Consider the following 22,674-nt stretch of genomic DNA (forward strand, 5'->3'; position numbering starts at 1 on the left):
ACTGGCGATCAAGCATTCTGGGCGCCCAACAGGTCAGCCAATAAAATACTATATTTTCAGAGCCTTAAAAGAATCTCGCGAGTTCCCGCCGACGGCCCGCAAAAAGATTGGGCGATATTCCGCACAACTGTTACCGCGGGCTGTGCGAAAAACCGCACACAATCCTCAGCGGTACGATTCGGCGCGAATCGCGTGCCGGGTCAGCTTGTCGTAGAACGTCTTGCGCGGCAGATCGAGAGCGGCCGCAGCCTCGGTTGCATTGCCACGCGCACGCTTCAGCGCTTCGATCAGCAGCGATCGTTCAACGCGGGCAAGTTGTTCGGCCAGCCCGCCGCCCGGTTCTTCCTCGGGGTCCCCAATTCCCATTGCGAACCGCATTGCGGCATTCATCAGGGCGCGTGCATTGCCGGGCCAGTCCTGTGCCATAAGGCGCGCGTTTAATTCGGGCGGGATTTCAGGGCGTGGCAGGGCCGCTTGTTCACAGGCGATATCAACGTATCTGCGGAACAGTTCCGGGATATCCTCCGGCCGCTCGCGCAACGAGGGGATACGGACACGCAACACATCCAGCTTATAGTAAAGCTCGGGTGTCAGGCGCCCTTCGGCCACCTCGGCCTGCAGATCGCGGTAAGACCCTGCCAGCACGCGCGGGCGGCCTTCGTCGAAATCCAGCGCTTGCAGCAAGGCAAATTGTGACGTTTCGGGCAGCGCCGCGATCTCATCGAGGAACAGTGTGCCCCCTTCGGTGTCGTCCAGCACGGATTGCAGGGTGTCAGGCGTCATCGTCGCGGCCGGAGCCTTGCGGAACGGCGCCATGGCGCGGGGCGAGAGCAAATGCACCACCTCGGCCACTTTGGATGTGCCCGAACCCGGCGCACCCAGGATCAACGCCTCGGCCCCGGCCATCGCCACGGCACGTACCCTTGCGCGCAATTCTTCGGCCTGCTTCGACACGCCAAACAGCATTCGGCTGGCGGCATCCCCGGTTTCCAACTGAGCCTTCATGCGGCGGTTTTCCAGAACCATCGCGCGTGCCCGCATGGCCCGGCCCAGCGTCGCCACAAGGTCGTCGGTGGCACAGGGTTTTTTCAGGAACCCAAAGGCCCCGGCACCCATCGCGCGCACGGCCATGGGAATGTCGCCCTCGCCCGTCAGCAGTACCACTGGCAGATCTGCATCCTGTTTCTGCGCATAGTCCAGCAGGTGAAACCCGTCGCGTCCGGGCATCCGCATATCCGACAGGATGGCCCCGGCAAAGCTGGGCGTGATGTGATCCTTGGCTTCGACGAACGAACCTGCGGCCGTGACCGACATCTCGGCCAATTCCAGAGTTTGGCTCAGCGCTTCGCGCACGGCGGGGTCATCGTCCACCAACAGCACATGGTTCACGTCGCTCATGCCGCCACTTTGCTCCGCCATCGTTCCAATTCCACGGTAAATGCCGCCCCGCCGCCCGGCGCATTCTCGCCCCGGATATTGCCGCCAAAGCTCTGCACCAACCCGTAAGAGATCGACAGACCCAGCCCCATGCCTTCGGAACTGCCAACGGCCTTGGTGGAATAGAACGGATCAAAGATCTTGTCAGGCTCGGAAATTCCTGGGCCGGTGTCGCGAATGGTCACACGCAGCCGGTCGCTGGCCGTCAGCGTGATGGTGATGGCCCGCGGCTCCATATCCATCATGGCATCCGCGGCATTGGTGATCAGGTTCACAAAGACCTGCCCCAACCGCACCTCGCCGCCATAAGCCAGTACGGTGCCTTTAGGTGGCTGCCAATCAAGGGTAATGCCGTCACGGGCCAGGCGCGCCTCGGTGATTTCAATGGCTTGGGCGATGACGGCCACCAGATCAACACGCCCCATGGGTTCGGACTCGTTTCGCGCAAACGCGCGCAAGTTCTTGATGATCCGCGCCATACGGGCAGCCATTTGCGCAATCCGCCCCAGATTGTCGGACGCTTTGCCTGTATTTCCGCGTTCCAGAAACGCCGCGCCATTGTCGGCAAAACTTTGGATTGCCATAAGCGGCTGGTTCAATTCGTGGCTGATCCCCGCCGACATCTGGCCCAGCGCGCTGAGTTTGGACGCCTGTACAAGATCGTTTTGCGCCTGCTTCAATTCCGCCGTGCGTTCGGCGACGCGGCGCTCAAGCTCGGCATTGGCGGCGGCTTCGACCTCCAACCGGATCGACAATGCCCGGCGGCGTTCGGAAACCAACAACAACGCCCCGCCAAAGATCAATGCAACTGCACCGGCCACCAGCGATTGCAGCGCCGCGATGCGCGTAGCGGGCTGCGTGTTCAGCAGCAGCTCGCCGGTCATGCGAATAGTCGGCAGCTCACGGGTCAGGTGTAGGGCTTGCTCTGGCAGGTAGGGCCCACCGTCGATTTGCCACAGCTCATAACCCCCGACCTGTCGGGGCCTGAAGGCGGGAAAGGGCCGCAATTCTTCCGATTTGTATCCGAAGGTCGATGGATTCTCGGACCCTTGACCACGAGTGCGCAGCAACAGCTCGGTCCGGTTCGAAATGAAAACAACACCAGCGGCATCCGTGAACAAGACCGGTTCGGGATCGCTGAGCCATTCTGCCTCGACCTGCCAGGCGTCAACGTCCACTTCGACAACACCAATGACCAGTCCCGCACCAAAGACCGGGGCCGAAAACGTATAGGCACGCCCGGCTACCCCCTCGACCCGCGCATGGTGCGCACCCAACGCGCCCTGCATCGCCCGCAGAAAGGCCGGGCTGTCGGAACGGTCGCGATCCACCGGGTTGATGTTACGTTCAGAGCTGGCAACCACGCGGCCATCAGCCCGAACCAGCCGCATCTCAAGCGTGCCGGTCTTGTCGCCGGTTTTCTGCAAAACGCGATGTGCGGCCTCGGCGCTTTGCCCACTCAGCGCAGGCAACATTTCCGTTCGGTCAGCGGTCAACACGGCAATCTCGCGATATTGCTGCAACTCGCCCAGCAAGCGGTCCGAAGCCAGCAAAAGGTCAGATTCGCCGCGTTCAGCCAATTGGACCAGCGCCGATTGAAACGCGAAACGCCACACACCTGCCGAGAACGCAGCCGTCAGCGCAAGGAAGAGAAGGATCGGCAAGGCCAGCCGTGGCAAGGCATTTGTTGGGCGCATGGTTGCCGATTTTAGGAAGCTGGGCTTGCCTTGGCCAGCCCCTTCGGACAGGTTGCCCGAATGAACCGGTTTGACGCCTCTCCCACCGATTTCGATTTTGTTCAGAACCCCTATCCCGCCTATGACGCGATCCGTACACAAGGACATCTGGCATGGTGGCCTGCCTATGACATGGTCGCGGCGTTCTCGGCCGAGGCGGTCAACGCCCTGCTACGTGACCGGCGGTTTGGTCGCGAATGCCCGGCCGAGCTGGCGCAACCCACCCCATCGCATCTTGCTCCCTTCTACGCGGTCGAAGCACATTCGATGCTGGAACTGGAACCGCCGCGCCACACGCGTTTGCGCGGCTTGGTCCTGCGCGCGTTCACATCTCGCCGGATCGCGGGATTGGCGCCCGAGATCGAGGCGTTAAGCCACACATTGATCGACAGCTTCCCCAAAGACGACGTGGAGCTGTTGCGCACCTATGCTCAACGGCTGCCCGTGACTGTCATTGCGCGGTTGCTGGGTGTTCCCGAAGGGATGTCGGATGACCTGCTGCGCTGGTCCAACGCGATGGTTGCCATGTACCAGGCGGGCCGGTCCCGTGCAGTTGAAAACGCGGCCGCGCGGGCTGCCGCCGAATTCTCTGATTTTCTACGCGGCTATGTCGATGCACGGCGCAGCAAGCCCGCCGACGATCTGATCACCCATCTGATTGCGGCGGAAGAGGATGGCGAAAAGCTGTCTACGGACGAGTTGATCGCCACCTGCATCCTACTGCTGAATGCCGGACACGAAGCCACGGTGCACACACTGGGCAACGGCGTAAAGGCACTGCAGGACCACGGTATGGGCGCGGACGTTTTGACCCCCGGCCAAGTTGCAGGAACCGTCGAAGAAATCCTGCGCTATGACCCGCCGCTGCACATGTTCACGCGCTATGCCTATGAAGAGGTTTCTGCCTTCGGTCACGATTTCAAGCGCGGCGATCAGGTTGCGCTGATGCTGGCCGCAGCCAACCGCGACCCTGCGACCTGGCCGGATGCCCACGTTTTTAAACCGACGCGCCAGCCGCTTCCAAATGCAAGTTTTGGCGCAGGCCTGCATTTCTGCGTGGGCGCACCGCTGGCGCGGCTGGAACTGCAGATCGGCCTGGGCGTATTGTTCGACCGGTTGCCCAATCTTGCCCTGCTCGGCACGCCAAGATATGGCTCCACTTACCATTTCCACGGGCTTGAGGCGCTGCATGTCACCCCGAACTGAACCTTGGCCCATTTTTGTGGTCACTCTGGAGGGCGACGAGGAACGCCGCGCGCCTTTGCTTGCCGCTTTGGAAAAAGCCGGTTTGTCGTATCGCCTTCTGTTCGGCGTGGACGGGCGCAATGGGCTGCCACAGAAATGGCTGTCCAAGATAGACCGGACGCAGGCGCGCAAGAACATGAACCGCGACATGACGGATGGCGAGTTTGCCTGTGCCCTGTCGCATCAGCTGATCTATGAAGCCGTGATCAACGAAGGTTTGCCCGGCGCGGTGGTTTTGGAAGATGATGCTGTGTGGCTGCCGGTGTTTGACCAATTCATGCAGGCTCGCGCTTATGAAGCTGCGGATTTGTTGTTGATGGATCACCAAAGCGGCTGGTTTCGAAACGAACCGGCGCAACAGATCATGGACAGCGTCGACGGGTACGAACCGTTTATCCCACCTCTGTTGACCACTGGTTATACCGTCTCGGCACATGGTGCGCGATACATGTTCGAAAACTCGTTTCCCTTGTCGGCCACCGCAGATTGGCCCTGCGACGTTTTGCAGATCAAAACGCTTGCCGCATACCCGCGGATTATTGGCAACAACAACCAAACTGGCGGACCATCCCATCTGTCAGTGGATCGGCTGGGTTTTGAAAACAAACGGGCCAAGTCTTTATGGCGTTTGTTGTCTTTGGAATACTGGCGGATGAAGCGGCTTAAGCGACAGGCAAAGCGTCTTTACTGATACCGTCCGGCGTCCAGGTGCGGCCTGAATTGCGGGTTTCGGCCAGCTTGGCGCGGTTTTCTGCAATTTGCGCCTCGTCGCGATAGCCGCGCGGATGATCCAGATGCACCAAAGGTGCTGTGAAACGGATATGGCGCCCTTTCAGACCCGCATTCATCAGTCGCAAACCAAATTCCTTGTCTTCGCCACCGTATTTCATTGTCTCGTTCATGCCATTTACAGCCAGGATCGCATCGCGAAAAGCGCTTGCGTTGGCCCCGCACCAGTTTCGGCGAACGGGATAGATTACCTCAAGCAGTGACGCGACGGATTGTGGCAAAGCTCCGGCTTTCAGGCGCGCGCTGAAGCGCTTGGTGGTGCCATTGCGACGCAACCATGCGCGGTCAAACACTTGCCCATTGGTCACATCTCCTTCGGTTACGCCTGCCGTTGCATCGGCATTCAGTCGCAACAGGCTGCCCGACATGAACCGTTTGGGATGGGCCAGTTGCAAATGCCGTGCGACAAACCTTGGGTGGATCAGGCAATCACCATCAATGAACACCAAATAATCGGCATCTGAAGCCGCGATCGCCTTGTTAAGTATGGCGTTTTTCTCGAACCCTCGATCTTCGTGCCAGATATGTCTGACATGGATGTGTGGATGGGCCTGACCAAAAGCTTCAACAACTTGCGCGGTCTCTTTGCCCGACCCATCATCGGCGATAAGCACCGTTTCAGGCGTGCGGGTCTGGTTCGCAACGGACAGCAGCGTCAACGCAAGCGCACGCGGGTTGTTGTAGGTCGAGATGATCAGGTCACAACGCATAAAAGCGGATTACCTAATCTGCCAAGCCAAGACAATCACACCGGAAGGATCGTTGTCGACTTTATCTCTTCCATGGAAAGCAAAGCCGTGACGTTGTGTATCTTAACCTCGGCGATCAACGCCTGATAGAACACGTCATAGGCGCGCGCGTTCTCTACCCTGACCTTCAGGATATAGTCGATATCACCGGCAAGGCGGTGTGCTTCCATGACTTCGGGGCGGGCTTGCAGTGTTTCCAGGAACTTGCGCTGCCATTCACGATCATGTTCCGAAGTTCGGATAAGTACGAAAAAGCACGCTTCCAGCCCAAGCGCCTCGGGATCCACCAACGCAGTCTGCCCCTTGATGACACCAAGTTCACGCATTTTGCGGATGCGGTTCCAAACCGGCGTTTTCGAGGAGCCTACAGCCCGTGCAATGTCGTCAAGCGATTGGGCGGCATCACGTTGCAATTGGGCCAGAATGGCGCGGTCTGTTTTGTCCAGCTTAGCGGTCATTGGGAAATCGTTCCAAATTCAACAGTCTGAACCTGACTAGCAGAACAATTTCCCACCACCAAGGGAAGATTGGCGCGCCACCCGTTGGGACCGCGCGCCTGGCAAGTTACAGGCCCAGCGCAGCACGCACGCGGGTCAGCGCCTGATCCATAAGCGCAGGATGCTCGGCAGCGTTGCGGATGGCCGTTGTCAGTAGATCCTTGCGGATTTGGGTCAACCTGGCCTCTTCAATCAAGGTGACGATCTTGTCCGCGTCAAAACCCTCTTTGGTTAGCAGCTGTGCAATTTCCGTCGCATCCAACCCCGTATCTGCGGCCGCTTCTGCTGCTTCTTGGGTGGCTTCTGTGGCAGCGTCCGCTCCTTCTTCCGAGACCTCAGCGGCGGCATTCCCGGCCTCTTCAGTGGCAGCCTCCACAGCTTCCGACGCCTCGTTGACCGCATCCCCGGCCGCTTCTTCCGCAGCATTCACCGTTGCATCGGCAGCCTCGGATGCGTCTTCGACCGTGTCGGCGGCTTCGTTTACGGCCTCTTCTGCGACGTCTTCAGCAGTCTCTGCTGCGGTATCGGCAGCTTCTGTCACCTCTTCAACCACATCGGCGGCAACTTCTTCGGTTGCCTCCTCAGCAGTATCGGCAGCCTCCGTTGCCGCCTCTACCGCATCCGCGGCTTCGTCAGTTACCGTATCAACCACCTCTTCGACAGCGCCTTCAGCGGTCTCTACGGCATCTGCAGCAGCGTCGCTGGCTTCCTCGACGACGTCGCTTACGGCGTCGACGGCTTCTTCAGCCGCTTCCTCAACGGCCTCGGCCGCGGCGTCGACAGCCTCTTGGGCGGCTTCCGTGACAGCGTCTGTTGCGGCACCGGAGGCCTCTTCAACGGCATCTGTTGCAGCTTCAACCGCTGCAGGTGCCTCAATGGCATCTGCCGCTGGCGCGCTCGTGGCTTCGGGTGCCGGCACATCATCGGATTTCAACAGGAAAAACCCTGCTACGCCGACAGCGGCCAAGGCGGCAATGGAAATAACAGCAGTACGCATGATCTGTTCCTTTCACGGATTTGCGGAGGGCGGGTTTACCACCTGACACAGGGACAGGAAGGGGAATGGACGCGAATTTTCCCCGCCACCGCGAAACCGGCGAAAACCGGCCACTATCGGGTTGAAAGAAACCTTGGGGCGCACTAATTTGGCGCTCAACCTGTCTCAACCATTGAAGGAAGACCACAATAGCCCGCAGACCACACAACGCACCGCCTCAGCGTGACACCGGACCCCGTGTGAATGAGCGCATCCGTGCCCCCGAGATTCGCCTGATCGGCGCCGAGGGCGAAAACATTGGCGTTGTAACCCCCCGCCGTGGGTTGGACCTTGCGGACGAGGCCGGGCTGGACCTGGTTGAGATCTCGCCCAACGCCACCCCGCCGGTCTGCAAGATCATGGATTTCGGCAAGTTCAAGTATGAACAGCAAAAGCGGGAATCCGAGGCGCGCAAAAAGCAGAAGGTGATCGAGGTTAAGGAAGTGAAATTCCGCCCGAACACCGACACGCATGACTATGACGTCAAGATGCGCAACGTGGTGAAGTTTCTGGAAAACGGCGACAAAGTGAAGGTCACCCTGCGGTTCCGTGGCCGCGAGATGGCGCACCAGAACCTGGGGCGTGAGCTGCTGGAACGCGTGGCCGAGGATATCAAGGAAATTGGCAAGGTCGAAAACATGCCAAAGATGGAAGGCCGCCAGATGATCATGATGATCGGCCCACTTCCCAAGTAATTCCGGCAACCGCCGCGTAAGTACGCCCGCCTTTGGCGGGCGTTTTGCGTTTGGGGCTAGGCAATCGCGCGATCGCCGCGCCGCCATTTCACGAAATCCGGGAAGTCGAAGGCCAGCGAGATCACGTTGATGATCAACACGGCCCACAGCAACGCGCCATACCCACTATTCGCAGCGCCGGTTGACAGCAGATATGCAAGGTATGCGACCAGTGGTGTCCACATGATCAGATGCGGCAACGCCATCAACTTGGACAGGCCACGCTCTGCCCCCATGATGACCAGATTGGGCAACATGCCCCCAATCGCCAAGCCAGTAACAGTCCAGCCCCATGGCTGACCTACCATGGTCAAAGTGGCCAAATTCGCGGGCGCCAAAATGAACGCCACCCATATCTGCACCCATCCGGGCATTCGACGAAAACTACGCCAAATATCTGCAATCACACTATTTCTCCCTTTTGTGGACACGCCTTCACGGCTAGCCTGCAGACACATGTATGAACAGGACAGCTTTTTTACACTCTCTGCTCCACATCAGTTTGGGTTATTGTGCTTGTCGGCTGTGTTTGCCACCGGCATGGTTGCGGCGGCGTGGCAATTAAAACGATGGCCGCGCGTGGTGGCTGTGCCCCTGGCCGTGGTGCTTGTTTGGGTGTTTACGTGGATTTCACCTCAAGGATACTATCAGTATTACCGATCGATCATCGACGGGCTTCCAGCGCAGTGGGTTGTCGGCGCCCCGCCAGGCCTTGGCACGCTGTGGGCGCTGCTAAGTTTTCGCGGCCCCGATACTCTATCTGCTCACAGTCTGGGCGTGATGGGATGGATCGTTATCATTGTCGCAACAATCAGGCACAGAACCCGTTGATTATTCCCGTTTTCGTTGACCGCGTTAACCTTTTTTGGCACATATAGACCTAAGAATTCCGAAGAAACCGGGACTTATCCTCCTATAGGGCGGGCAGTATGCACAGATCAGGGCCGAGTTGGCCGGAGGGACGCCGATGCGTGTAACGGCGGTTACCTGCGTAAAGAACGAAGGGCCGTTCCTGTTGGAATGGATTGCGTTCAACCGGATGATTGGGGTCACCGATCATCTGTTCTATTCCAATGATTGCACCGACGGCACCGATTTGATGCTGGACGCCTTGGCGCGGCATGGCATCGTCACCCATCTTCCCAACCCCGCCGAGGGACGCAATTACCAGATGGAGGCGCTGCGTGATGCGCGCCAGCAGGCGGTGGTCACAAACGCCGATTGGCTTTGGATTGCCGATGTCGACGAGTTTCTCAACATCCATGCCGGCAATGGCACACTGCCTGACCTGATCCGCGCCTGCGGTGAACCCAGTGCCATTTCCGTGACTTTCCAGTTTTTTGCCAATGCAGGCATAGATGGCTTCGTCGACAAGCCGGTGATCGAACAATTCACCCGCAGCCACAACCCGGACATCTGGACGGACCAAACCGCGCAAGAGGTCAAGTCACTGTTCCGTACTGACCTTTTGATCAAGTACATTGGCGCGCACCGTCCATTCCTGCGCCCCAAAGCCCTTAAGCGGCCCTATCCGGTGTGGACCGACGGCAGCGGGCGCCTTGTCCCAGAGGAGTTTCTGCTGGGTGAAGAAAAGAACCGCTTGCGCAAATTCCCTGCCCGTGGCGCGCGTAGTCTGGCCACGCTGAACCACTATGCGCTTCGCTCGCTCGACAGTTATCTGGTCAAGAACGACCGGGGCGACGTGAACCGCGAACACCGGCATTTCGACGACAGTTATTGGCGCGAGCGTAATGACGATGCGCATGAAGACCTTACAATTCGTCGGCACCTGCCGAAGCTGAAGAAAGAAATCGCCGCGCTGAAAAAGCTGGATGGGATCAAAGCGCAGCATGCGGCTTGTGTGAAAGCACACAAGGCGAAGATTGAGGAATTAAACGCACTGCCCAGCTTTGCCGACATGCGCGCAAAACTGCGCGCGGCGCCGGTTACCCCACCACAAGAGGACGCGATGATCGCGATGCTGACCGATGGTTGATGCACCTTTGAAAGTGGTCAATCTGGGCCTGCCAAAATCTGGCACCACAACATTGGGCGAGGCCCTCAAAGCGGCCGGCCTGCGCGTTGCCGATTGGCGTATCCGGTCGGGTCAGTCAGACGACAACCGGCTGAACCGCGCCTTCGTCGGCAAGCTGATGTACAGCGCCTATTTCCGCACCGGTGACCCGCTGGCTGATATGCCCGAGTTTGATGCCTATACCGAGATTGACGTGATCCGGAACGGTCTGAACCTGTGGCCGCAATGCGATTTCGGCATCATCGACGCCATTCGCAAGAACCACCCCGGCGCGCGCTTCATCCTTACATATCGTGACCCGTCCAAGCTGAGTGACAGCATGGGGCGTTGGTCGAACATGGGGCGCACGCGCCTGCCAGCGAATTCGATACCCGGTTTGCCCGAAGGTTTTGGCGGCAACGACGCGGAACGCATTCGATGGATTGAGGGGCACTACGCCTTTTGCCGCCGCATTTTTGCAGGTGACAGCGATTATCTGGAATACGATGTCGAAGATCAGGACGCACCTAACAAGATATCAACCTATCTTGGCCTTGATCTGCCATGGTGGGGCGTCGCCAATGCAAACACCCGCCAGCAAAGCGAGGGCTGAAAGTTGGATACAGTCGTACATATCGGCCTGCCGCATTGCGGAACGGAACGCATTCAGGATGTATTGGCCGGTCGCCGTGACCAGTTGCTGACGCAGGGGGTTCTGTTTGCGGCCTCGCCCGGGCGCAAGAACCACACCCGCTTGTTCATGGCTGTAACCGACCCCGACCACATTGATCCTTTGCGTGCGGCACGTGGGCACGCCACCATCGCCGCGCAGTCAAATCTCTATGCAGCGGTCCTTTCCGAGTTGCAAACGGAGATCGCGCAGCACAGGCCAAACCTTTTGATCCTGTCCGCCGTGCAATTTGGCGCGGGGTTGTCACGCCCCTCAGAGATTGCGCGCTTGCGCGATCTGCTGAAGGCCGCCGGTGCGGGCTCCATTCGGATTGTCGCGCATGTGGACGAGCAGGCACGCCTGGCCATGCGCAATTACGCCGATCAATTGCGTGAGGGGCGGTTGTCCGGCCTTCAGGACGAACTGGACCTTGCGCGCAAAAAGGAACCTTGGGCCGAAATTTGTCTGAACCGGTGGGACGATGCGGACATAGACCGCAACCAGTTCCCCGAAGTGCACTTGCCGCCCTTTTGGCTGGATTATCTTGCGCTTGTGGATCGTTGGGAAACCGTGTTTGGCGACGGATCTGTCACATTGCGCGCCTTTGACGCCGACCTGTTCGCAAGTCCCGAACTGGGCACCGAAATCTCACAAAGCTTTGGCTTACCTGCGTTGGGCCCTGTAAATCCAGCGAAAATGCCAGAACTTCCTTCAGTTGAAACCCTGCGCCGCCTTCGTGCCCTTAATAACGGCCTGGACACATTGATGGCCAAGGGCCGCATCCTGACACCCAAGCTGCGCCACAGGCTGGGGGCCGAAGTGGCCGTGCCGGGCAACGCGCCCGAACCGGGATGCCTGACCGCCATTTCTGAACGGTTCAGCAAGGACAACAACAAGCTGCTTAAAAGGCAAAAGGCGCTGACCTCCAAACACCTCAAGCGCGATCGAAAACGCCCAGAGTGGATCGAGGCCGCGCCAAGTGGCGGGTTCCGCCTTTCACAATACCTGACGGTCTTTCTTCCCCGCATCGATCGGGCAACCCGGATCGAGTTGAAAGCACGCAAGATGGCGGAAAAGACACCGGAACCGCCCGCCCGCGAAGTCCCGCCCCCAGCAAAAGCACCTGCCGTCGCAGCGCCTGCGGTCAATGGTCTGAGCGATGTTGCGGAAAAGCTGATGACACCCGCGGCGAAAGAGAATTATTTCAAAATGCGCGGCGGACCATTTGCCCCACACAACCGGCTTGGCCACGTCAATGAAGAGGACCTTGCCGCGCCGTTCCCCATTCAACCCATGCGCACCCTGCCCCCCGGGTCCAGCGGCAATGTCATTGTCGGCTGTATGAAGAACGAGGGGCCCTATATTCTGGAATGGGTCGCGTACCACCGTGCCATGGGCGTGGACAATTTCCTGATCTACACCAACGGGTGCGAAGACAGCACGTCCGAGATTCTGGATCGTTTGCAAGAGCTTGGCTATGTCCAGCATCGCAATAACGACAACTGGAAAGGCAATTCGCCCCAGCAGCACGCGTTGAACCGATCGCTGAAAGAAGACCTGATCAAGAACGCCGACTGGATCATTCATATTGATGTCGACGAGTTCATGAATGTCCGCTGCGGCAACGGCACGCTGGCCGATTTTCATGCGCGCGTGCCCGATGCAACAAATGTTGCAATGACGTGGCGGCTGTTCGGCCATAACGACATTCAAGAGTTTCGCGATGACCTTGTTATCGACCAGTTCGACACATGTGCCCCAAAATTCTGCCCCAAGCCTCATACGGCGTGGGGATTTAAGACGATGTTCAAGAACATCGGCGCATATGAAAAGATAAGCTGCCACCGACCCAACAAACTGATCGACGGGTTCAGGAAAAAGGTAAAGTGGGTGAACGGTTCGGGTCTGCCCATGCCGGAGGATGTTGTCGATAATGGCTGGCGGTCGTCGAAGAAATCGGTGGGTTATGACCTGCTGCAACTGAATCACTACGCCCTGCGTTCGGCCGAAAGCTTTTTGGTGAAACGTCAACGTGGGCGGGCCTTGCACGTAGATCGGTCGATTGGTCTATCCTACTGGGTGCGTATGGATTGGAGCATCTACCGCGATGTCACGATCAAGCGCTCTATCCCGCGCACAAAGGCCCAGATCGACGAGATGAAGGCTGATGCCAGGTTGGCCGCCCTGCATGACGACGCAGTGGCTTGGCATCAGAAGAAAGCGGCCGCGTTGAAGGCAACACCTGAATTCCGTGATTTGCTGGATCAGGCGATTGCGACGAAGTTGACCGAGATGGAGCGTGTGGCCTTTGCCATGGCGTTGGAGGTTGATACTTAAGATGAAAGACGTGGCAAAGAACCAGAAAACAATCACCTCGCGCGGGATCAAGTTTCCGCATGATCGAATGGTGATCCCATGGCGGCAGCGCAAACTTTTGCGCAATAACCGGTATGAAGAGAAAGAGTCCCGCGCCGTTTTGCAGAATTTGCGCCCCGAAGACCGGGTCATCGAACTGGGCGCCGGGATCGGCTATATGTCGTCACTGATGGCGCTGAAGGTGGGCATTCGAGATGTGCACGCATTCGAAGCCAACCCGCGCATGATCCCGTTCATTGAAAACGTGCATGCCATGAACGACGTAAAGGGCGTAACAATTCACAACGCCGTTTTGGGCGATCACGCGGGCACGGCAGAGTTTTACAATCGACGCGACTATGTTGCCTCGTCCCTTGCGCCCTTGCCGACGGATGACGACCAAACACTGTTGTCGATTGAAAAGATCGAGATGCGCGACGCGGGCGATACGTTCCGCACCATCGCCCCCACGGCGCTTGTCTGCGACATTGAAGGGGCCGAGGTTGATTTGCTTCCACTGTGCGATTTGTCGTCGGTACGGTGCGCAATCGTCGAGATGCATCCCCAATGGGTTGGCTCGGCCGGAGTTGCCAAGGTCTTTGCAACGATGACACAGGCGGGGTTGACCTATCATCACCGTGGTTCGCAAGGCAAAGTCGTGACCTTCCGCCGCGATTGGTGACATGCGGTTTCTGGCTGTCCTGACCGTTCGGAACGAGGGCGCTTTTCTACTGGAATGGCTCGCCCATCACAAGGCGTGCGGTTTTACCGATTTCCTTGTCCTTTCAAACGATTGCGACGACGGAACCGACACCATGCTGGACCGGCTGGATGCATTGGGGATCATCCACCATCTCCGAAATGACGGTCCGCATGAAGGCGGGGTGCAATGGGCCGGGTTGAAAAAGGCAGATAAGCACCCTGTCGTGGCGCAGGCCGATTGGATACTGCCATTGGATGTCGACGAGTTTGTTAATATCCACGTTGGTGACCGAACGCTGAGCGCGCTGCTGGATGCCATACCCGAGGCGACGGCGATCACACTGACATGGCGCTTGTTCGGCAACGCGGGTGTCGTTCATTTCGAAGATACCCCTGTGACCGAACGGTTTACCAAAGCCGCGCCCGCCATCACCCGCTGGCCTTGGCGGGCCAACATGTTCAAAACGCTCTACCGAAACGATGGCACCTACCAGAAACTTGGTGTGCATCGCCCAAGAAGCCCTGACAAAAAACGTTTGGAACACGCCAAGTGGTTTGACGGAAACGGCGCTCCACTTTCTGAAATGTTCACCACGCGCCGCATTTTCTCCAACATGGGTCAGGCGCATTTTGGATTGGTACAGCTTAACCATTACCCGCTTGGCGCGATGGAGAGTTATGTCCTGAAATGTGACCGTGGCCGCGCGGTTCATGGCGACGATCGGCTGGGTATGGACTATTGGGTTGAACGGAATTTTTGCAGTGACGAGGATACAACGATTTGTGCAATCGCGCCGCTGCGCGATGCGGAATTGGCGCGTCTACGTACCGACGAAACCCTTGTTAACCTGCATGAAAACGCGGTTTCCTGGCGAAAGTCCCGGTTTGAAGAATTGATGTTGGAGGAACCATTCCGTGCGCTGTTTGGCCGCCTCGTGATGACGCCAGTCAGCGTGCCGGTCCCCCAAAACGCCGCCCGGTTCCTGATTAGCCACGCAAATCGCGCCAGACGTCAAAATAATTAACGCGTTTCTCCAAAATTTTCACAGCTTCAGCCCAATTTTGCCTCATTGGCAGAAGAAAAAGGCCGTGCACCAAACACAAAACACGACCACCCGAGGCCGGAGCAGACAGAAATGCCCAAACCCGCAAAACCACGCGGCCAATTGGCCCATTCCGAATGGTACGCGCAGCTTGAAAAGCTGGGCGCAGACCATGGCGGGTTTGACCGTTTGGGCGATGCGCATTGCGCGCTTTATCTCGAAGACAGCCCCACATTGCTGGTCACCTTCGAATGCGGTGAAAACGTCCGCGCGCGCGCCAAGGGCCGCCCCATGGGTTGGACCATCGCGGAAGAGGCTGGCTGGTCGCAATTGTCGCTGATTGCCGAGGGGTCGACCTGGTTCCGCAGCCCGCAGGTCTATGGCTATTTTGACGAACTGGTCGATGACGGCTTTTTTGACGACTTTGAACGCGTGGTGTTCTTTGGCGCCGGCGATTGCGGGTATGCCGCGGCGGCGTTTTCGGTCGCCGCGCCCGGATCCACTGTTGTGCTGGTGAACCCGCAGGCCACGCTGGACCCGCGCGTGACCGAATGGGACCCGCGCTTTACCGCTCATCGCCGCATCAGCTTTACCGACCGTTACGGCTATGCCCCCGACATGCTGGAGGCGTCCGAGCGTGCTTATGTCATGTACGACCCCGAAGCGACGTTTGACGCGATGCACACGGCGCTGTTTACGCGCAAAAACGTGACCAAGCTGCGGTGCCGTCACTTGGGCCCGAAACTGGCCGACGAGTTGGACCGGATGGGCGTTCTGTCCGAGGTGATTGACGCGGCCTGCGAAGGCATGCTGACCGACCAGGTGTTCCACCGCCTGTTCCGCACTCGGCGCGATAACCCGCGCTATCTGCGACGGCTGCTGGACAAGACCGAAACCGCCGGCCATCCCTATTTGGCCGCCATGCTGTGCCGCAACGTGATCAGCCGCCATCGTGCGCCACGCTTCCGTCGCCGTCTGAACGAGTTGCAGGAAACCCTTGCAGCCGAGGGTCGTGCCCTGCCGCCTTTGGGCAAAGAGGCCGGGGCCTAAAGCCCGCCTTCGTGACGGATGAACTCTACAACCTGATCCACGCCAACCCCGCTGCGCAGGGCCGCCATCACGTAGGCCCCCTGCTCTCGGGCCTTTTGCGTGTCAGCCTCTAACAGATCCCGATCCACGCCCACATGCGGTGCCAGATCGGTCTTGTTTACAATCAACAGGTCCGAGCGCGTGACCCCCGGCCCCTTCTTGCGCGGAATATCCTGCCCCGCCGCCGTATCGATCACATAAATCGTCAGGTCGGCCAGTTCCGGGCTGAAAGTAGCGGCAAGGTTGTCGCCCCCACTTTCGATCAGCACCACGTCCAAATCCGGGATTTTGTCCCGCAGATCGGCAATAGCCGCCAGGTTGATCGAGGCATCTTCACGGATTGCCGTATGAGGGCAGCCGCCGGTTTCCACGCCCCGAATTCGTTCGATCGGCAACACCTGCGCACGCATCAACGCCTCGGCATCTTCCGAGGTGTAGATGTCGTTGGTCACCACGGCGACAGAGAGATCCACAGACAAAGCGCGACAAAGCTGTTCGGTCAGTGTTGTTTTCCCCGCGCCCACCGGGCCGCCGATTCCAACGCGCAGGGGGCCGTTTGGGCTGCTCATGTCTTGAATATCCTTACATCCTGGGTTTCGTGCTTCATCGCCGCCATATCAGCGCCGGGCGCGGCTGCGCCCAGATCGTCGAGCGTCATTGTTACGGCACGCCTGGCGGTTTCCGCAATATCGGCATGCAATGCCGACAGTACCGCCTGCCCTGCGCTTTGCCCCAGCGGCACAAAACGCACCGCGGCCGACACCAGATTCGAGATGAAGGCGTGAAGGTAGAGCGCAGCAACGTCTTCGGTCGAAAGGCTGAGGCTGCGCGCCGCCACGCCAACCGCGACAGGCAAAGGTGCGACGGCTTGCGCATCGCCGGTGATCTTGTTCACGGTATCTACAAAGGCCGCTCCTTGCGCTTCGGCCTCTTCCAGCCTTTCGCGCGACGCAGCCAATGCACGGGCAACGTTGCCAAGGTCCTGACCTTCCATGGTCCGGCACAAAAGCGTGGCATCCACGATCCCCGTGCCTTGGGTCAGGACCACACGCAGCCACGCCTGCAACGTTTGGGCATCCGTCACATCACCCGATGCAATCGCGGTTTCCAACCCGTGGCTATAGGCGAAACTGCCCAGCGGGAAAGCTGGCGACAGCCATTGCGTCAGGGTAAGAAGATCAGTGTTCATGATGGTGATGATGGTCGTGCCCATGATCGTGCCCCATCGTACGTCCGTGGCCATAGGCACCGCCTTCGGGCACAAACGGTGCCTCGATCTCAACCACTTCCGCCCCCAGTTGGCGCAGCATCTTGGCCAACACATGGTCGTGGCGCAGAAGCAAGTGATCTTCGGCAATCTGGCAGGGCGTGTGGCGGTTACCGATGTGCCAAGCCAGTTTTGGCAAGCTGTCGCCGGTAACTCGCAACAATGGTTCGGCCGCGGCGCGGATACCAATTCGGCCACCATTGGGCAGTTCCAGCGCGTCGCCATCATCGAGGCTGGTGGTTTCGGCCAGATCCAACAACACCGTGTCGCCTGCATCGGTGGTCAGCCGCTTGCGCCGCAGAAACCGTGCCTCGTAGCTGAGCGTCAACGTATCATCCACCGCGCCGGCCGGCTTACGCTGAATGGCATGAACGATGCCCAAATCCTTGCTCATTTCTGGCCCTCCAAACTGCAAGCCAGAGTATCCGGGGGCTGGTCAGAGTTAAAGATGCCGGACATGAAAAAGGGGCCCACGGGCCCCTGATTTCGCGATATTTTGCCTGCGTTTACAGGTAGAATGCGTCTTTGAACACTTCGCGTACGATCTCGTCACGCTTCAGGCCACGCGCGGCCAACTGTTCATCAGACAGGCTGTTCAGAAACTCGACCTGTTTGACGCGCGAATTGGCTTCCATGATTGCAACAAAAAAGTTGCCAATGACCCGGAACGGAGCGGCCAGATCGAACGAAGCGACGGTATTGGTGGTTGCGTTTGCCATTTTGGAAACTCCAGAAAGTCCTGTGTGTTTCCTCCCTTGGCTCCTTAATTAGGGCAGAGACGTTGCCCCAACAACCGACGTTTTGGAAAGGCCGCTATGCAAAATGCGAAGGGGCGTCAGAACATGAAATACCGTTGGGCCATAGGCAGCTCGGTTGCAGGCTCGCAGGTCAGCAACTCGCCATCGGCACGCACTTCATAGGTTTCCGGGTTCACCTCGATCTGCGGCGTGGCGGCGTTCATCACCATATCGGACTTGCCGATATTGCGGGTATTCTGCACCGCCACGGTGGACTTGGACAGACCCAGCTGCGCGCCGATCCCCTCGGCCTGCGCGGCCTGGCTCACAAAAGTGACCGACGATTCCGTCAGCGAGCGGCCAAAGGCGCCGAACATCGGGCGGGTATAGACCGGCTGCGGCGTGGGGATCGAGGCGTTGGGGTCACCCATCTGCGCCATGACGATTGTACCGCCAATCAGCGACATCTCGGGCTTGACGCCAAAGAACGCCGGGGACCACAACACCAAATCGGCGCGTTTACCCACCTCGATCGAGCCGATCTCGTGCGCGATGCCATGCGCAATCGATGGGTTGATGGTGTATTTCGCCACATAACGTTTCACGCGCACGTTGTCGTTTTCGCCGATCTCTTCGGACAAACGTCCACGTTGCACCTTCATCTTGTGGGCGGTCTGCCAGGTGCGGATGATCACCTCGCCGATGCGACCCATGGCCTGGCTGTCAGATGCGATGATCGAAAACGCGCCCATATCGTGCAGGATATCCTCGGCCGCGATGGTTTCCTTGCGGATGCGGCTTTCGGCAAAGGCCACGTCTTCGGGAATGGATTTGTCCAGGTGGTGACAGACCATCAGCATGTCAAGGTGCTCTTCCAACGTGTTCACGGTATAGGGCCGCGTGGGGTTGGTTGAGGATGGGATCACGTGGTTTTCGCCCACCACCTTGATGATATCGGGCGCGTGCCCGCCGCCTGCGCCCTCGGTGTGAAAGGCGTGGATGGTGCGGCCTTTCATGGCGGCCACGGTGTTTTCCACAAACCCGCTTTCGTTCAGCGTGTCGGTGTGGATCATCACCTGCACATCCATATCGTCGGCCACCGACAGGCAGCAGTCGATGGCGCCCGGCGTGGTGCCCCAATCCTCGTGCAATTTCATCGCACAAGCGCCGGCCTTGATCATTTCGACCAGCGCGTCAGGCTGGCTGGCATTGCCTTTGCCCGACAGGCCAAAGTTCAGCGGGATACCGTCCAGCGCCTGCAGCATGCGGCCAATGTGCCAAGGGCCGGGCGTGCAGGTGGTGGCCAGCGTGCCATGCGCCGGCCCGGTGCCGCCGCCCAGCATCGTGGTCAGGCCGGAATGCAGCGCATCGTCGGCCTGTTGCGGACAGATAAAGTGGATGTGGCTGTCAAACCCGCCGGCGGTCAGGATCTTGCCCTCGCCCGCGATGGCCTCGGTGCCCGGGCCCACGATGATGTTCACGCCGGGCTGCGTGTCGGGGTTGCCCGCCTTGCCAATGGCCGCGATGCGCCCGTCGCGCAGCCCCACGTCGGCCTTGTAGATGCCGGTATGGTCGATGATCAGCGCGTTGGTGATGACGGTGTCCACCGCCCCACCCGTGCGCGTCACTTGCGACTGCCCCATGCCATCGCGGATCACCTTGCCGCCGCCGAACTTGACCTCTTCACCATAGGTGGTCAGGTCTTTTTCAACCTCGATGATCAGGTCGGTATCGGCCAGCCGGACCTTGTCGCCGGTGGTGGGCCCATACATGTCGGCATAAGCGGCACGAGAGATTTTTGCGGGCATGGGGGTGTCCTTGTTGGGTGTGCCTTACTTGTCTTCGAAAGGCTGTGCAGGTTTGGCTGGAGCCTTGCGACGGCGCACCGGCTTGGCGTCGGGCGCGTCCGCGGCTGCTGCCTTTTTCGCCGCTGCGGCGCGACGGCGCTGTGCCGGCTTTTTCACCGGAGCTTCGGCCTCGGCCTTTTTCTCGGCAGGCTTGGCTGCAGGTGCTGCGGGCTTTGCGGGTGCTTCGGCCTTTACCGGTGCTTCTTCCTTAGCGGGCGCAGGTTTCTCTTCAACCTTCACCGGATTGGCAGCCTTGGCAGGAGCGGCAGGTTTTTCAGCGGCGACGGGCTTGGCCGCGGGCTTGGCTTTGGCAGCTGGTTTCGCCTTTGGAGCAGGCTTGGCCTTGGCGACCGGTTTCGGTGCAGGTTTTGCAGGCTCTACCGGAGCCAGAGCTTCTGGCGCGATAGCCACCTTTTTCAAAGGCATGGCCGATTGCATGAACGCCGTCCAGGTTTTGGCAACCGACATCTGCATCTCGTAGCTTTGCGCCCAGATTTGCAGTGCGTCCGTATAAGGTTTCGTGAAAATTGCGGAAGAAAACTGTGTCATATCCGTGTCCTCGGGTTCAGGTGTCCAGCGCACCCATGACGTCTTGGTTGAAGCCAAAAACGCGCCGCTCCCCTGCAAGCGGCACCAGCGAAATGTCCCGTGTTTGCCCGGGCTCGAAGCGAATTGCGGTGCCCGCGGCGATATCCAGCCGCATGCCCCGTGCAGCGGCCCGGTCAAACGACAGGGCCGAATTTGTTTCAGCGAAATGATAGTGACTGCCAACCTGAACAGGGCGGTCACCTGTATTGGCAACGGTCAGCGAGATGGCCTCGGCCCCCGCATTCAACGTGATATCGCCCGCGGCGATGATGTACTCTCCGGGGATCATTGCACGCCCTCCTTGTTACGGTTGGGCGCAGCCAGAGCGCCTAGAACGGAATGTGAAAGGTCAGAATCAGCCCGGCGATGGCCGACAGGATGCAGATGACCACCCAATAGCCGATCGACGGCGCGTGCCAGTGCCGGTCGCGAATGCCGCGCCCGCTTGGGGCATCGCAGATCTCGTCGGGCAGACACAACGTGTCGCGCTCCATCTCGGCCAGATAGGTCACCAGCCGGTTGATATCGCGCTGAATGAAATAGAACCGCAGCGCGCCGCCGAAATTGAACAGCAGCGGCAGGAAATAGATCGCCTGAATCTGAACCGTGTTCAGCATGAAGGTCATGGTGAACGTGTCGCGATAGACGCTCATCCAGCCAAAGAAGGCGAAGGTGGCGATGATCGAGTGACGCACCCAGTGCTCGCGCTCTTTCTGCAACTCGGTGACCCGGTCGGCATACAGGCGATACTGCGTGACGGCAAAGTGAAAGTCGCGCTCGGTCAGCGCGGATTGCCGGGTCAACCGGGCCGGTGAAATGTCCTGCGGCAAGCTCATGCACGGTTTCTACCGCAACAACCTGCTGACATCCCACAAAATTTTCGGTGACCTGTTGAAACATTTCGCCTTACCGGATCGGATGGTGAACGGTTACCAGCTTGGTACCATCAGGAAACGTTGCCTCGACCTGCACGTCATGGATCATCTCGGCGATGCCCGGCATACACTGATCGGCAGTCACCACATGGGCGCCGGCCTCCATCAGATCGGCGACCGAGCGACCGTCGCGTGCGCCTTCGACCACGTAATCGGTGATCAGGGCGATGGCTTCGGGGTGATTCAGCTTCACGCCACGCTCCAGCCGTCCCCGCGCCACTATGGCGGCCAGGCTGACCAGCAATTTGTCTTTTTCGCGTGGGGTCAGGTTCATGGGTCTTCCTTCAAATCTGCCAGACGCGGGGCAAGGGGCCGCCGCGCAGGGTTTCGATGGCGCGCGCAAGGGCGTGGCGCAATGGGGCAGGATCGACGGCCATCAGCCGGGCAATACACTTGCCGTCCCACGCCGAAGCGGCCGCATGCACATCCGGTGTGTTTGCAAAAGCTGCCCGCAACGGTCCCAGCGCATCCTCTGCTCCCGGCGCGATCAGTGCGATCGTGGACAAGGCACGTGCACCTTTCAGCCCGGCAGTGGCATTGGGTTCGGCAAGGGTTGTGGCATCGATCCGAAAGGGTTCGATCAGGGCGGGAATGCCGGCGCGTGTGACGACCCGACGGTCCAGTAATTGCGCAGTATGCAGCGTTTCACCCATGGCGACCCGTCCCAGAACGACGGTTTCGCACATCAAAAGGCGCGCGTCCCCTGCCATATCGATCCGCGTTTCACGGCGCAGGTTCGAATGTTCAAAGAGGATCGTTTCCTGCGGCAGCCAATCCAGCGCGCCCTCTTGCCCAATGGTCAGATGCACCGATAGCGCGGCGTGATTGCCGACGCTGGCATAGGCACGCTCGGCCGTCTGCGTGGTCGCGGTTGCTTTTGCGCCGTCATCCAGCGTGACAGAGAAGGCCATCCGGTCGCCACCGGTCAAGCCACCAGCAGTATTCAGAAAAACAACCTCGGGACTTTTGCTGTGCACCTTGGGCAGCATCGCCTTGGCCGAGCCGGACTGATGCAGCTTGTTCAACCGCGCGCCACCCGGAGCAGCCCGCAATACAACAGAGGCACGCCCGCGCGTGCGCTGCATGTGCTGAGGATCGGGCACGGTGTCGAACATGGGGCTCAGTCGTATCTCAAAGGCAGTCAGGAGGCAGGTTAACACAACGCTGCACTGCAGCAATGGGGTAATTTCGCACACACACGCCT

At 59.2% G+C, this 22,674-nt stretch carries 26 protein-coding genes; 10 read left to right on the forward strand and 16 right to left on the reverse strand.

All coding sequences use genetic code 11. The features are described 5' to 3' along the window. Positions 1 to 165 precede the first annotated feature (165 nt). Positions 166 to 1,398, reverse strand: a complete 1,233-nt coding sequence (locus ACMU_RS10505; protein ID WP_035259760.1) for a sigma-54-dependent transcriptional regulator — start codon at positions 1,396 to 1,398, stop codon at positions 166 to 168. After that, positions 1,395 to 3,134 carry a sensor histidine kinase gene (locus tag ACMU_RS10510; RefSeq protein WP_035259312.1) on the reverse strand — a complete coding sequence of 580 codons (1,740 nt, stop codon included), beginning with the start codon at positions 3,132 to 3,134 and terminating at the stop codon, positions 1,395 to 1,397. The genes ACMU_RS10505 and ACMU_RS10510 overlap by 4 nt, the downstream gene beginning before the upstream one ends. 60 nt (positions 3,135 to 3,194) lie before the next feature. On the opposite strand from ACMU_RS10510, the gene ACMU_RS10515 reads away from it, so the two are divergent. Both ACMU_RS10515 and ACMU_RS10520 read left to right on the forward strand, forming a co-directional pair. Continuing rightward, complete coding sequence (locus ACMU_RS10515) at positions 3,195 to 4,379, forward strand: cytochrome P450 (protein ID WP_035259314.1); 1,185 nt, start codon at positions 3,195 to 3,197, stop codon at positions 4,377 to 4,379. Beyond that, entirely contained in the window at positions 4,363 to 5,109 is a 747-nt protein-coding gene (locus tag ACMU_RS10520; RefSeq protein ID WP_035259316.1) for a glycosyltransferase family 25 protein, read from the forward strand. Before ACMU_RS10515 ends, ACMU_RS10520 begins: the two co-directional genes overlap by 17 nt. Here ACMU_RS10520 and ACMU_RS10525 read toward each other — a convergent pair. The 3 genes from ACMU_RS10525 to ACMU_RS10535 form a co-directional block, all read right to left on the reverse strand. Further along, complete coding sequence (locus ACMU_RS10525) at positions 5,081 to 5,917, reverse strand: glycosyltransferase family 2 protein (RefSeq protein ID WP_051588263.1); 837 nt, start codon at positions 5,915 to 5,917, stop codon at positions 5,081 to 5,083. The genes ACMU_RS10520 and ACMU_RS10525 overlap by 29 nt on opposite strands. Positions 5,918 to 5,952: 35 nt before the next feature. Beyond that, positions 5,953 to 6,414, reverse strand: coding sequence for an Lrp/AsnC family transcriptional regulator (locus ACMU_RS10530; RefSeq protein ID WP_035259319.1), 462 nt, complete (start codon positions 6,412 to 6,414; stop codon positions 5,953 to 5,955). Between the two features lie 106 nt (positions 6,415 to 6,520). Next, positions 6,521 to 7,450 (reverse strand): hypothetical protein, encoded by a 930-nt coding sequence (locus tag ACMU_RS10535; protein WP_051588264.1) that lies wholly within the window; start codon positions 7,448 to 7,450, stop codon positions 6,521 to 6,523. Positions 7,451 to 7,689: 239 nt separating this feature from the next. On the opposite strand from ACMU_RS10535, the gene infC reads away from it, so the two are divergent. Further along, positions 7,690 to 8,184 carry a translation initiation factor IF-3 gene (gene infC, locus ACMU_RS10540; RefSeq protein WP_236626239.1) on the forward strand — a complete coding sequence of 165 codons (495 nt, stop codon included), beginning with the start codon at positions 7,690 to 7,692 and terminating at the stop codon, positions 8,182 to 8,184. Positions 8,185 to 8,240: 56 nt separating this feature from the next. Here the strand turns inward: infC and ACMU_RS10545 are convergent, their stop codons facing one another. Next, positions 8,241 to 8,531 (reverse strand): hypothetical protein, encoded by a 291-nt coding sequence (locus tag ACMU_RS10545; protein WP_152544583.1) that lies wholly within the window; start codon positions 8,529 to 8,531, stop codon positions 8,241 to 8,243. Positions 8,532 to 8,679: 148 nt separating this feature from the next. Here ACMU_RS10545 and ACMU_RS10550 point away from each other — a divergent pair, with 148 nt between their 5' ends. The 7 genes from ACMU_RS10550 to ACMU_RS10580 all read left to right on the forward strand — a co-directional run bounded on the left by ACMU_RS10550 (position 8,680) and on the right by ACMU_RS10580 (position 16,057). Continuing rightward, positions 8,680 to 9,054, forward strand: coding sequence for a hypothetical protein (locus ACMU_RS10550; protein ID WP_035259326.1), 375 nt, complete (start codon positions 8,680 to 8,682; stop codon positions 9,052 to 9,054). A 136-nt stretch (positions 9,055 to 9,190) separates the two neighbouring features. Continuing rightward, entirely contained in the window at positions 9,191 to 10,219 is a 1,029-nt protein-coding gene (locus ACMU_RS10555; RefSeq protein ID WP_035259328.1) for a glycosyltransferase family 2 protein, read from the forward strand. Continuing rightward, entirely contained in the window at positions 10,212 to 10,850 is a 639-nt protein-coding gene (locus tag ACMU_RS10560; protein WP_035259330.1) for a sulfotransferase, read from the forward strand. Before ACMU_RS10555 ends, ACMU_RS10560 begins: the two co-directional genes overlap by 8 nt. Before the next feature lie 3 nt (positions 10,851 to 10,853). After that, positions 10,854 to 13,244, forward strand: a complete 2,391-nt coding sequence (locus tag ACMU_RS10565; protein WP_035259331.1) for a glycosyltransferase family 2 protein — start codon at positions 10,854 to 10,856, stop codon at positions 13,242 to 13,244. 1 nt (position 13,245) lies between these two features. Continuing rightward, complete coding sequence (locus tag ACMU_RS10570) at positions 13,246 to 13,944, forward strand: FkbM family methyltransferase (protein ID WP_035259332.1); 699 nt, start codon at positions 13,246 to 13,248, stop codon at positions 13,942 to 13,944. Between the two features lies 1 nt (position 13,945). Continuing rightward, positions 13,946 to 14,989, forward strand: a complete 1,044-nt coding sequence (locus ACMU_RS10575) for a glycosyltransferase family 2 protein (protein ID WP_035259334.1) — start codon at positions 13,946 to 13,948, stop codon at positions 14,987 to 14,989. A 111-nt stretch (positions 14,990 to 15,100) separates the two neighbouring features. Beyond that, complete coding sequence (locus ACMU_RS10580; RefSeq protein WP_051588301.1) at positions 15,101 to 16,057, forward strand: hypothetical protein; 957 nt, start codon at positions 15,101 to 15,103, stop codon at positions 16,055 to 16,057. Here the strand turns inward: ACMU_RS10580 and ureG are convergent. From ureG to ACMU_RS10630, 10 genes are all read right to left on the reverse strand, one after another. Further along, on the reverse strand, positions 16,054 to 16,665 hold the full coding sequence (ureG, locus tag ACMU_RS10585) for an urease accessory protein UreG (RefSeq protein WP_035259336.1): 612 nt from the start codon (positions 16,663 to 16,665) through the stop codon (positions 16,054 to 16,056). The two genes, ACMU_RS10580 and ureG, sit on opposite strands and share 4 nt — an antisense overlap. After that, entirely contained in the window at positions 16,662 to 17,285 is a 624-nt protein-coding gene (locus ACMU_RS10590; protein ID WP_035259766.1) for an urease accessory protein UreF, read from the reverse strand. Before ACMU_RS10590 ends, ureG begins: the two co-directional genes overlap by 4 nt. Then, positions 17,275 to 17,757 carry an urease accessory protein UreE gene (locus tag ACMU_RS10595; RefSeq protein WP_051588266.1) on the reverse strand — a complete coding sequence of 161 codons (483 nt, stop codon included), beginning with the start codon at positions 17,755 to 17,757 and terminating at the stop codon, positions 17,275 to 17,277. The genes ACMU_RS10590 and ACMU_RS10595 overlap by 11 nt, the downstream gene beginning before the upstream one ends. Positions 17,758 to 17,869: 112 nt before the next feature. After that, positions 17,870 to 18,082, reverse strand: coding sequence for a hypothetical protein (locus ACMU_RS10600; RefSeq protein ID WP_035259337.1), 213 nt, complete (start codon positions 18,080 to 18,082; stop codon positions 17,870 to 17,872). Positions 18,083 to 18,198: 116 nt separating this feature from the next. Continuing rightward, positions 18,199 to 19,908: an urease subunit alpha gene (ureC, locus tag ACMU_RS10605; RefSeq protein WP_035259339.1), complete on the reverse strand. Its 1,710-nt coding sequence runs from the start codon at positions 19,906 to 19,908 to the stop codon at positions 18,199 to 18,201. A gap of 24 nt (positions 19,909 to 19,932) precedes the next feature. Beyond that, complete coding sequence (locus tag ACMU_RS19640; RefSeq protein WP_201769883.1) at positions 19,933 to 20,496, reverse strand: hypothetical protein; 564 nt, start codon at positions 20,494 to 20,496, stop codon at positions 19,933 to 19,935. 16 nt (positions 20,497 to 20,512) lie between these two features. Then, on the reverse strand, positions 20,513 to 20,824 hold the full coding sequence (locus ACMU_RS10615) for an urease subunit beta (protein WP_035259340.1): 312 nt from the start codon (positions 20,822 to 20,824) through the stop codon (positions 20,513 to 20,515). A 40-nt stretch (positions 20,825 to 20,864) separates the two neighbouring features. Beyond that, positions 20,865 to 21,371, reverse strand: a complete 507-nt coding sequence (locus tag ACMU_RS10620; protein ID WP_035259342.1) for a hypothetical protein — start codon at positions 21,369 to 21,371, stop codon at positions 20,865 to 20,867. 70 nt (positions 21,372 to 21,441) lie between these two features. Beyond that, on the reverse strand, positions 21,442 to 21,744 hold the full coding sequence (locus ACMU_RS10625) for an urease subunit gamma (RefSeq protein WP_035259344.1): 303 nt from the start codon (positions 21,742 to 21,744) through the stop codon (positions 21,442 to 21,444). Positions 21,745 to 21,754: 10 nt separating this feature from the next. Next, entirely contained in the window at positions 21,755 to 22,585 is an 831-nt protein-coding gene (locus ACMU_RS10630) for an urease accessory protein UreD (RefSeq protein ID WP_035259347.1), read from the reverse strand. Positions 22,586 to 22,674 lie beyond the last annotated feature (89 nt).

It is taken from the genome of Actibacterium mucosum KCTC 23349, assembly GCF_000647975.1.
GTDB lineage: Bacteria > Pseudomonadota > Alphaproteobacteria > Rhodobacterales > Rhodobacteraceae > Actibacterium > Actibacterium mucosum.

Excerpts from the sequence above, each read along its gene's own strand:
- ACMU_RS10580 (WP_051588301.1), top strand. The coding sequence starts at position 15,101 with ATGCCCAAACCCGCAAAACCACGCGGCCAATTGGCCCATTCCGAATGG.
- ACMU_RS10550 (WP_035259326.1), top strand. The coding sequence starts at position 8,680 with ATGTATGAACAGGACAGCTTTTTTACACTCTCTGCTCCACATCAGTTT.
- ACMU_RS10545 (WP_152544583.1), bottom strand. The coding sequence starts at position 8,531 with ATGGTAGGTCAGCCATGGGGCTGGACTGTTACTGGCTTGGCGATTGGG.
- ACMU_RS10575 (WP_035259334.1), top strand. The coding sequence starts at position 13,946 with ATGCGGTTTCTGGCTGTCCTGACCGTTCGGAACGAGGGCGCTTTTCTA.
- ACMU_RS10595 (WP_051588266.1), bottom strand. The coding sequence starts at position 17,757 with ATGAGCAAGGATTTGGGCATCGTTCATGCCATTCAGCGTAAGCCGGCC.
- ACMU_RS10625 (WP_035259344.1), bottom strand. The coding sequence starts at position 21,744 with ATGAACCTGACCCCACGCGAAAAAGACAAATTGCTGGTCAGCCTGGCC.
- ACMU_RS10530 (WP_035259319.1), bottom strand. The coding sequence starts at position 6,414 with ATGACCGCTAAGCTGGACAAAACAGACCGCGCCATTCTGGCCCAATTG.
- ureC (WP_035259339.1), bottom strand. The coding sequence starts at position 19,908 with ATGCCCGCAAAAATCTCTCGTGCCGCTTATGCCGACATGTATGGGCCC.
- ACMU_RS10515 (WP_035259314.1), top strand. The coding sequence starts at position 3,195 with ATGAACCGGTTTGACGCCTCTCCCACCGATTTCGATTTTGTTCAGAAC.
- ACMU_RS10620 (WP_035259342.1), bottom strand. The coding sequence starts at position 21,371 with ATGAGCTTGCCGCAGGACATTTCACCGGCCCGGTTGACCCGGCAATCC.
- ACMU_RS10520 (WP_035259316.1), top strand. The coding sequence starts at position 4,363 with ATGTCACCCCGAACTGAACCTTGGCCCATTTTTGTGGTCACTCTGGAG.
- ACMU_RS10555 (WP_035259328.1), top strand. The coding sequence starts at position 9,191 with ATGCGTGTAACGGCGGTTACCTGCGTAAAGAACGAAGGGCCGTTCCTG.
- ACMU_RS10590 (WP_035259766.1), bottom strand. The coding sequence starts at position 17,285 with ATGAACACTGATCTTCTTACCCTGACGCAATGGCTGTCGCCAGCTTTC.
- ACMU_RS10600 (WP_035259337.1), bottom strand. The coding sequence starts at position 18,082 with ATGGCAAACGCAACCACCAATACCGTCGCTTCGTTCGATCTGGCCGCT.
- ACMU_RS10525 (WP_051588263.1), bottom strand. The coding sequence starts at position 5,917 with ATGCGTTGTGACCTGATCATCTCGACCTACAACAACCCGCGTGCGCTT.
- ACMU_RS10630 (WP_035259347.1), bottom strand. The coding sequence starts at position 22,585 with ATGTTCGACACCGTGCCCGATCCTCAGCACATGCAGCGCACGCGCGGG.
- ACMU_RS10560 (WP_035259330.1), top strand. The coding sequence starts at position 10,212 with ATGGTTGATGCACCTTTGAAAGTGGTCAATCTGGGCCTGCCAAAATCT.
- ACMU_RS10505 (WP_035259760.1), bottom strand. The coding sequence starts at position 1,398 with ATGAGCGACGTGAACCATGTGCTGTTGGTGGACGATGACCCCGCCGTG.
- ACMU_RS10570 (WP_035259332.1), top strand. The coding sequence starts at position 13,246 with ATGAAAGACGTGGCAAAGAACCAGAAAACAATCACCTCGCGCGGGATC.
- ureG (WP_035259336.1), bottom strand. The coding sequence starts at position 16,665 with ATGAGCAGCCCAAACGGCCCCCTGCGCGTTGGAATCGGCGGCCCGGTG.
- ACMU_RS10510 (WP_035259312.1), bottom strand. The coding sequence starts at position 3,134 with ATGCGCCCAACAAATGCCTTGCCACGGCTGGCCTTGCCGATCCTTCTC.
- ACMU_RS10535 (WP_051588264.1), bottom strand. The coding sequence starts at position 7,450 with ATGCGTACTGCTGTTATTTCCATTGCCGCCTTGGCCGCTGTCGGCGTA.
- ACMU_RS10615 (WP_035259340.1), bottom strand. The coding sequence starts at position 20,824 with ATGATCCCCGGAGAGTACATCATCGCCGCGGGCGATATCACGTTGAAT.
- ACMU_RS19640 (WP_201769883.1), bottom strand. The coding sequence starts at position 20,496 with ATGACACAGTTTTCTTCCGCAATTTTCACGAAACCTTATACGGACGCA.